The sequence below is a fragment of the Marinobacter sp. genome, assembly GCF_040904845.1.
In the GTDB taxonomy this organism is placed as follows: domain Bacteria; phylum Pseudomonadota; class Gammaproteobacteria; order Pseudomonadales; family Oleiphilaceae; genus Marinobacter.
Genome location: NZ_JBBDSR010000036.1, coordinates 1 through 8184, shown reverse-complemented (window position 1 = coordinate 8184; position 8184 = coordinate 1). Strand labels below are relative to the sequence as shown.

The window sequence follows — 8184 nt, the reverse complement described above, 5'->3', positions numbered from 1 at the left end:
CGGTGCCAATGTTGCCCGAGCCGATGATCGCGGCTTTGATTTTCTTGCTCATGATGTTGTCCTCTTCAATCCGGATCAGGCAAAGCGTACCGATGCGCTGCCAATGCCACCGATATCAACCCGCATGTAATCACCGGCTTTGACCGGCTCCAGCGGTACCAGCGAACCAGACAGAATCACTTCTCCTGCCTTCAGGGAAATCCCGAATTCGCCCAGGGTGTTGGCCAGCCAGGTGACGCAGTTCACCGGCGAACCCAGTGCGGCGGCACCGGCACCGGCGCTCAGCACACTGCCGTTCTTTTCCACCACCATGCCGCAGGTCACCAGATCCACCTTGCGGGGAGACACCGCCTGATCACCCAGAACGAACAGACCACAGGAAGCGTTGTCAGCAACGGTGTCCTGGATGGCAATCTTCCAGTCGCGGATGCGGGAATCGACAATCTCGAAACACGGCATCACACACTCGGTGGCGGCCAGCACATCGGCGTTGGTGACGCCCGGGCCGGCCAGGTCCTTTTTCAGGATGAACGCAATTTCGCCCTCAGCCCGGGGGGCAATCAGCCGGTCGCTGATGCGCACGGTTTCGCCGCTGTTGAACACCATGTCATCGGTGAGATAACCGAAATCCGGCTGGTGAACATTGAGCATGTTCTGCACGGCCTTGCTGGTCACACCGATCTTCTTGCCAATGATCGATGCACCATCCGCCTGCCGGCGTTCGAGCATGCGCAGGGAAATGTGGTAGGCATCATTAATGCTGATGTCTTCACCGCGGCTGGTCAGCGGCTCTACCGCCTCCCGGCTCAACATGGCCTGGTACAGCTCGTCGCCCAGTGCCTGAATTCGTGTCTGTTCCATTATTTTGCTCCTGAGGCCGCTTGATCGGCCTCGATCAGGAAATCATTGACCAGCCGGGCGAAACGGTTGGCATGCTCGATCTGGGTCCAGTGCCCGCACCGGCCGAACACGTGCAGCTGCGCCCGGTCAATGAGTTCCGCCAGCTTCAGCGACGCTTCCAGGGGAATCACTTCGTCTTCACGGCCGTGGATGATCAGGGTTTCGTGGGACAGTGCGCGGATGTCGTCTTCGTTGCTGGCCAGATTATCGACCCAGCGCTGGCGCGGTGCCGGGAACATGGCCGCGAAGGATTCCTGGAAACCGGGGCGAATGCTGGCCTGATAGCGCATTTCTGCCAGCTCTTCCGTCAGCAGGCCCTTGTTGAAAGCAAACACATCCATCAAGCGCCGCATGGCATCCAGTGAAGGTTCATAACCCCAGACTTCGTCCAGGCCTTTGGTGATCGGGAATTCCACACCCACCGAGCCCATCAACACCAGCCGGCGAACCCGGTGCGGGTGTTCGATGGCCAGCGCCAGGGCCAGTCCACCACCGAAGGAATTCCCTACCAGGTCAACCTGCTCCAGCCCCAGTTCGTCCAGAACGCCGACGGCATGTTTCACCCAGCGCTCACGGTTGTAGATCTTATCCTCCGGGCGTTCGCTGTAACCGAATCCCAGCATGTCCGGTGCAATGACACGGCGATGTTTCGCCAGCTCCGGGATCACCAGGCGCCAGTTGGCCCAGGCGGTCACGCCGGGACCGGAGCCGTGAATCATCATCAGCGGAAAACCGCCCTCACCCTGGTCATGCAGGTTGGTCCGGTAGCCGGCAGCGGTAATCTCGCGCCCGATTTCCGGGCTGTCTGTTGCCGTATTTTCTTGAGTGGCGCTCATGGCTACCTCACAGTTTCACGCAGATGTTCTTCATTTCGGTGTAGAACTCCAGGGAGTGCACACCACCTTCACGGCCAACACCCGACTGCTTGCTACCACCAAACGGCGTGCGCAAATCCCGCAGGAACCAGCTGTTGACCCAGATAATGCCGGCCTCGACCTGCCCGGCTACCCGGTGAGCACGAGTGATATTCTCACTCCAGATAGCCGAAGCCAGGCCGTAAGGCAGGCTGTTGGCCAGCTCGACGGCTTCCTCTTCGGTATCAAACGGGCGCAGGTGGACGCAGGGGCCGAAGATTTCGTCGGTAATCACCGCTGAATCGTCCGGCAGATCCGTCCAGATCGTGGGCTCTACCCAGGCACCGCCCGCAAGCTCTGCCGGCATGTCTGGAACACCGCCGCCGGTGACCACCGTGGCACCGTCATCCACGGCTTTCTGGTAGTAGGAAAGAACCTTTTCGCGATGTTTAAGGCTGACCAGCGGCCCCAGGTTCGCTTCGGTATCATCTGGCGGGCCAATTTTCAGGCCTTCCGCCGCCTCTTTCAGACGGCCGACAAACTCGTCGAAGATGGAACGCTCCACGTAGACCCGTTCGGTACCCAGGCAGACCTGGCCGCAATTGGCGAAAGCGGAGCGCATGGTGCCCTCAATGGCCTTGTCCATGTCGCAGTCGGCGAACACCAGGCCGGCGTTCTTGCCACCCAGCTCCAGGGATATATCCCGGATGCCCTTGGCGGCAGCCTTCATGATGACCTCACCGGTGCCGGTTTCGCCGGTAAAAGTGAAGCCATCCACTAGCGGATGCTCAGTCAGGAAGGCACCGGCGGAATCGCCGCCGAAGCCGTGAACCACGTTGAACACGCCATCCGGGACGCCAGCCTCTTTCATCACTTCGCCGAGCAGCGCGGTGGTGGTGGGCGTTTCCTCGGAAGGCTTGACCACGACGGTGTTACCGCAGGCCAGGGCCGGGCCCACTTTCCAGGTCATCAGCAGCAATGGCAGATTCCAGGGGCTGATCACACCGATCACGCCCTTGGGACGACGAACGGCATAGTTCAGGGCACCAGTGCCATCCGGTGTCGGCATTTCAAAGGATTCCGTGGGCACATTCTTGATCATGTCCGCGAACACCTTGAAGTTGGCCGCGCCCCGGGGAATGTCGATATGGCTCGCCATGGATTTGGGTTTGCCGGTATCGAGGCATTCCGCTTCCAGGAACTCGTCAAACCGGGCGTTGATGCCGTCAGCCACCTTGTGCAGGATGCCGGTGCGTTCGTCCAGCGTCATCTTGCCCCAGGGGCCACGCAGGGCGGCTTTCGCGGCCTTTACTGCGGCGTCCACCTCTTCCCGACCGGCTTCGTGAACCTTGCTGATCACCTTGCCGTTTGCCGGGTTGACGTTGTCGAACAGCTTGCCACTGGCAGAGCCAACGTATTGCCCGTTGATGTAGTGTTTGATGTCTTTCATTGCTGCCTATCCTGTTAAATTAGTCCGGTTCAGTCGGGTACAAATCAGGTCAGAACCGTCAGGAACCGTTCGTTCAGTACCCGGTCGTGGTAGAAAATGGCCTTACCCAGCTGCTCCGCCTGCCACGTCACCGGTTTGTGGTCTGGGTAGATGTAGTCACCTCCACAGAACACCTCATTGCGGTTACCAGACGGATCAAAGAAGTAGATGGTCTTGCCATGGGTCAGGCCGTGCCGGGTCGGGCCGATATCGATGGAGGTATCGGTCATGGAGATCAGATCCGCCGCCCGTAACACGTCTTCCCAGGTTTCCAGGAAGAACGAGGCGTGGTGGAACTTGCCCTTCTCTTCATGATGGATAAAAGCAATATCGTGCTCTTTCATCGATACGGTCAGGAACTGGGCGATACGGGTGCCGTCTCCGTCCAGAACCTGCTCGGCCAGATGGAAGCCCAGCACGTTGACAAAAATGTCGTAAACAGCCGCGAGCTCAGGGCCGTAAAACAGGCAGTGGTCAAAACGAACGGCCTTCATACCGGTCAAACCGCGCGGCCAGGCTTCCGGATTAACGTTATTGATGCCCCACTTGCCGGTGTACAACTTGTCGGCGTATAGCTCAAAGGCGTGACCGGAAGGCACCGTAAAACGAACCCGACGGCCACAGTCTTTCAGTTCACCTTCCGGGACCTGCTCCACATCCACACCGAAATCTACAAGGTCCTTTTCAAGCTGAACCAGGGCCTCTTCGTCAACAACTTTAAAGCCCATAAAGTCACAACCCGGCTCACCGGCCTCCCGCAGAACCACGGAGAACTTGTCGACTTCGCTCCAGGCCTTCAGATAAACCCGGCCCTGATCATCACGGTCGGTTTCAATCAGACCCATCAGGTCTGTGTAGTGTTTGACGGCTTCTTCCAGATCGAGAACCCGGATCTGGACGTGGCCGGGACGCATTACACCCTTTTTCATGACAGTTACCTCATCGATTTTGTTGTTGTCTGCTGCTTCGCCGGCTCCTCTGATTCACGAGGACGGCACTCAATGGTCAGGTTGCTCAACGGATAAATACGGCAGGCCAATACCTCGCCGCATTCCCGGGATTCCGGAGGTACATGGACCTTGCTCATCTTTCCGCATTCGTAATCACCGCTGAGCACAGTGATCTTGCAGAACCCGCAGCCTCCGCCGCGACAGCCCACCGGAACGCACTTCAGACCCTGCTGTTCCATGGCCTTGAGAACACTCTGGCCCGGTTCGCAGTAGAACTGAGTGCCACTGCATTGTTCGGTTATCTCGAAGGCGCTGCTCATGGCACTGCCCCATTCAGGTTTGCTGGTCAGATTTTCTTGAACAGGGCCGAGCGCTGGGTTTCTTCCGCGCCATCCGCCGCTGTCAGGAACTTCTCCATGAAAATGTCCCGCTCGAACAGCCGGCCACGCATCAGCGCCGTAATAGCGGCATCAATCATCGGTGGTGGGCCGCACAGATAGGCCTTGTGTTCAGAAAAACGACCGTCAAAGTGCTCTTTGGCAGCGTCGTGTACATATCCCCGAAACCCTTGCCAGTCGCCGTCTTCATCCGCCTGGCTCAGCGCCGGCACATAGGTGAAGTTGTCGTTATCACTGGCGAGGCCCTCGAACAGCTCATGGTTGTATAGCTCCATCAGGTTACGGGCACCCTGAAAGAGCGTGATCTGACGATCATCGCTTTGCTCAAGCAGGTCCAGAATCATGGACTGCGGGCTCGAAAGACCGGACCCGCCAGCGATAAAGATCAGGTTCCCCGGCTGCGAGCTGCGCACGAAAAACTGACCATAGGGACCGGACAGATGCAGCTTCTCACCCACTTTCAGTTCTTGATGGATGTAGGTGGTCGCAGCACCGCCCTCCACCAGGCGCACGTGAAGCTCAACTTCATCTGCCCTGCTGGGTGGATTGGCCAGGGAGAATGCCCTCGCACCATCAACGCCAGGCAATTCGATATTGATGTACTGGCCAGCCTGGAAAGTCATAGGGCTATCCAGCTTCAGATGAATGCCCATGATGGTCGGAGACAGTTCGACGATGTCGGTGACGGTCGCGGTGTAATCCTCAACCGGGTAACCTTCAAAGTCCTCATCCACATCGATATCAGCCTCGATGGTGACGTCGCTTTCGACGGTGGCGCAACAGGCCAGCACCTTGCCTTCATCCCGCTCAACATCCATCAGGGCGAAGGGGGAGGCTTCGCCGATCTCCACATCCCCCTCGATAACCTGAACCTTGCAGGTAGCGCAGGTGCCATGGCCGCAGGCGAAAGGCAGCCAGACGCCCTGGCGCAGGGCTGCTGCAAGGATGGTCTGGCCATCCTCTACTTCGATCTGTTCGCCGATTGGCTCTACGGTGACGGTGTAAGTCATGGCAGTGTCCTCAGAATCCGGCACCGCTGAGGCCGTCCAGGCCAGGCGTGGTGACGGTCAACATGCTTTTGTGGTCGATTCCGCTGTCCTTCATGGTGGCGGATGCCTCAGGGGTAAACGCGTCGCCATTCAGCTGCCAATCCGCGTTCAGGAAGTCTGCTTCGGCACCATCGGGATGGCTCGCAACCGCCGGCTTCAGCACCTGTTCCAGGAAGTCGCTAAAGGTCATGTCCGGCGAAACCATCAACGCAAACGGTGAGCAGAACATCAGGTGGTGAGGCCAGTAGACATACAGCACCTGCATGCCATTGAAATTCTCCACACGGTCTCTGTGTTCGGCTTTGTATTCAGAAATTGCGTTAACACTCATGGTGATCCCCTTCTTGTTTTGTGGTCACAGGTCCGGGCAAACAGGCCCGGACCTGTGTTCCGGTTTACGCGGCGTCCTGGTTGCTCTCTGACTTGCTGTCCAGAGGCTTCAGGCCCTTGATATCCAGCCAGCGCTTGTGATCCGGAGACCCCACATACTCGAAATTGTCTTCGCCGATATTGATGTGGTAATACTTCGACACCACCGTCTCCAGGTCGCTGCCACCGCAGTTGCCCTGGTAGATCTGGTGTACCGGCAGCCAGGCCTGGATGTACTTTTCAGGCTCGTACTGGAAAATGTCGCGGCAGCCGTCGGAGCAGAAGTGATAGCGTTCCCCTTCGTACTTGGTCTGCTTGTGGCTGAACACGCCCGGGTCGTCCTTCTCCGTGAACAGGACGGGTATCGTGCAGACCTGGCACAACTGCGGCAGTGTGTTGTTGTAGAAGCGACGGCCTTCGGCGTGCTCTTTCGCCCAATGCTCGTAACGCGGGCGGTAGTACTTGTCGAAGGTTTCCGGGTACTTCTCGGACAACCAGGTCATTTCCTCGTCTTCCGGAATCCAGGTGTGGAAGTTGGTGGCCTGGCTGTACTGGTAGAAGGTGCTCCAGATCTGGTGGCTGATGTGGTTTTTGGCATCGTTAGCCACGTCCTGGTACTTCGGCGGGCGAATGCCGTAACGCTCAAGATCCTTGAACAACGCACCGCCGTTCTGCTCGTAGTACACTTCCCAGGCTTCGGCCCAGGACATGACCTTGTTCGGGAGCATGTAGTCCATCATCATTCCCACCAGGCTCAGCAGGCGGAAACCGCGCCAGAACCACTTATCGATCCAGCGCTGAACAATGGGCACGTTGTCTTCGTGTTGCTCGAGGATGAACTTGATCACCTCAAGGCCCAGGGTCATGTGGCGCGCCTCGTCGGACTGGGCGGAGAACCCGAAGGTCACCGTCGCCATGTCGCCGTTGTAGGCAGCGCCGGACATGAAGGGCACGAACAGCAGGTTGGTCAGCACGTATTCGAACGAGAACGAGATTGCGGTCAGGAACTCGAACGGTCCGGCAGAGCGGGCATCGTCGAAAAACGACTTCGGCACTGACAGGAACCACACCCGGTCGTGCATGTGCGACGCGTCATGGAGGCCATTAAAGTGCTTGTTGTAGTGGCTCATGGCGTGCTGCTGAGTCTGGGAATGTCGCAGTTCGTCAATGGCTTGCATCTGGCAAGCCGTGCGGGCACCGGCACCACTGAACTGGCGACCAACCTTGGAATAGCCCTGGAATGCGGCGTACTCAAGCGGTGACACACCGGTAAGGAACAGCTTGAGCGCGTTCACGTAACGGCCGTCGGAAATGTTCTGGTGGCCATTGTTCTGGGCAAAGGCGTCGAAGATGGCGTACAGCTTCTTTTCTTTTTCTGCCTGATACTTCCAGTAGGCATCCATGGTCAGACGGAACGGGTCTTCCCACTGCGACCAATCGGTGATTTTGATGCCTTCGAAGTCCTCATCAGGGAAGATGTCTTTCTTCTTCTGATACGTCGGCTCCCAACCCATATCGCGGGTAAGGTACTGATACTTGTCTTTGAGATTGAGCTTTTTATTTTTAACAACCATGGTCTTGCTCCCAATTAGTTCCACTGAAGAATGAAGTGGTCATCGTCTTCGTCGACATTGCCGCCAATACTGATCACATCGATCAGCATTTCCTGGACGTCCCATTCCCGACCGAGCTTGTCCTCCATGGTGTCCCGGTTGATCACCAAGCGTTTTTCAGCCTGAATACGGATCATGGCGGGCTGATGCTGAAGCTCCGCTTCCGGGTTATCTTCCATGATGGCTTCCGCCAGATAGCGGGCGTTGTCGTTGTCCTGAAAGGCGATAAATACGAGTTGGCTCATGCCGGTACTCCTTCGCTCTGGGTGATTTTTACTTCAACACCGAGCTTTTTAATGCGGGCGGAAAATTCCGTGCGGATCTGGTCAAGGGCGTCTCGGCCGGTGGTTTCATTGGCAATCGGCAGCAAGGCCTCATAGGCCCTCGGCTCCCAGTGATCGATCCAGGCCTGAATCTGTTCTTTGTTGCCATCACTTTCAGCAACAACGGTCTTGATCATGGCGTTGGTCCAGCGCAGAGATTCCTTGAACCAGTCGCGCATGAACTCAGTGAGCATGGAGACATCTTCCGCACCCTGTTCACCGAACCATTCGTCGATTTT

Annotated in this window: 9 protein-coding genes and 1 pseudogene; all 10 read right to left on the bottom strand. The window is 57.5% G+C overall.

Translation table 11 applies throughout. The features are described from left to right. Window positions 1-75: 75 nt before the first annotated feature. Window positions 76-861 carry a 2-oxopent-4-enoate hydratase gene (gene dmpE, locus WD429_RS03830; protein WP_368420847.1) on the bottom strand — a complete coding sequence of 262 codons (786 nt, stop codon included), beginning with the start codon at window positions 859-861 and terminating at the stop codon, window positions 76-78. Beyond that, window positions 861-1736, bottom strand: a complete 876-nt coding sequence (locus tag WD429_RS03825; protein WP_368420846.1) for an alpha/beta fold hydrolase — start codon at window positions 1734-1736, stop codon at window positions 861-863. The genes dmpE and WD429_RS03825 overlap by 1 nt, the downstream gene beginning before the upstream one ends. A gap of 7 nt (window positions 1737-1743) precedes the next feature. After that, the gene (locus WD429_RS03820; RefSeq protein ID WP_368420845.1) at window positions 1744-3204 is read right to left on the bottom strand and encodes a 2-hydroxymuconic semialdehyde dehydrogenase; all 1461 of its coding nucleotides are present in this window, start codon (window positions 3202-3204) and stop codon (window positions 1744-1746) included. 44 nt (window positions 3205-3248) lie between these two features. Beyond that, on the bottom strand, window positions 3249-4172 hold the full coding sequence (locus WD429_RS03815) for a catechol 2,3-dioxygenase (protein ID WP_368420844.1): 924 nt from the start codon (window positions 4170-4172) through the stop codon (window positions 3249-3251). 5 nt (window positions 4173-4177) lie between these two features. After that, a complete protein-coding gene (locus WD429_RS03810) occupies window positions 4178-4513 on the bottom strand; it encodes a 2Fe-2S iron-sulfur cluster-binding protein (RefSeq protein ID WP_368420843.1) in 336 nt (111 codons plus the stop codon). 26 nt (window positions 4514-4539) lie between these two features. Further along, complete coding sequence (locus tag WD429_RS03805) at window positions 4540-5601, bottom strand: NADH:ubiquinone reductase (Na(+)-transporting) subunit F (RefSeq protein WP_368420842.1); 1062 nt, start codon at window positions 5599-5601, stop codon at window positions 4540-4542. A 10-nt stretch (window positions 5602-5611) separates the two neighbouring features. Next, a complete protein-coding gene (locus WD429_RS03800; protein ID WP_368420841.1) occupies window positions 5612-5971 on the bottom strand; it encodes a phenol hydroxylase subunit P4 in 360 nt (119 codons plus the stop codon). A 64-nt stretch (window positions 5972-6035) separates the two neighbouring features. After that, complete coding sequence (locus tag WD429_RS03795; RefSeq protein ID WP_368420840.1) at window positions 6036-7583, bottom strand: aromatic/alkene/methane monooxygenase hydroxylase/oxygenase subunit alpha; 1548 nt, start codon at window positions 7581-7583, stop codon at window positions 6036-6038. Between the two features lie 14 nt (window positions 7584-7597). Next, window positions 7598-7867, bottom strand: coding sequence for an MmoB/DmpM family protein (locus tag WD429_RS03790; RefSeq protein ID WP_368420839.1), 270 nt, complete (start codon window positions 7865-7867; stop codon window positions 7598-7600). Beyond that, a pseudogene (locus tag WD429_RS03785) lies at window positions 7864-8184 on the bottom strand (phenol hydroxylase); the annotation flags it as partial. The pseudogene WD429_RS03785 and the gene WD429_RS03790, both read right to left, overlap by 4 nt.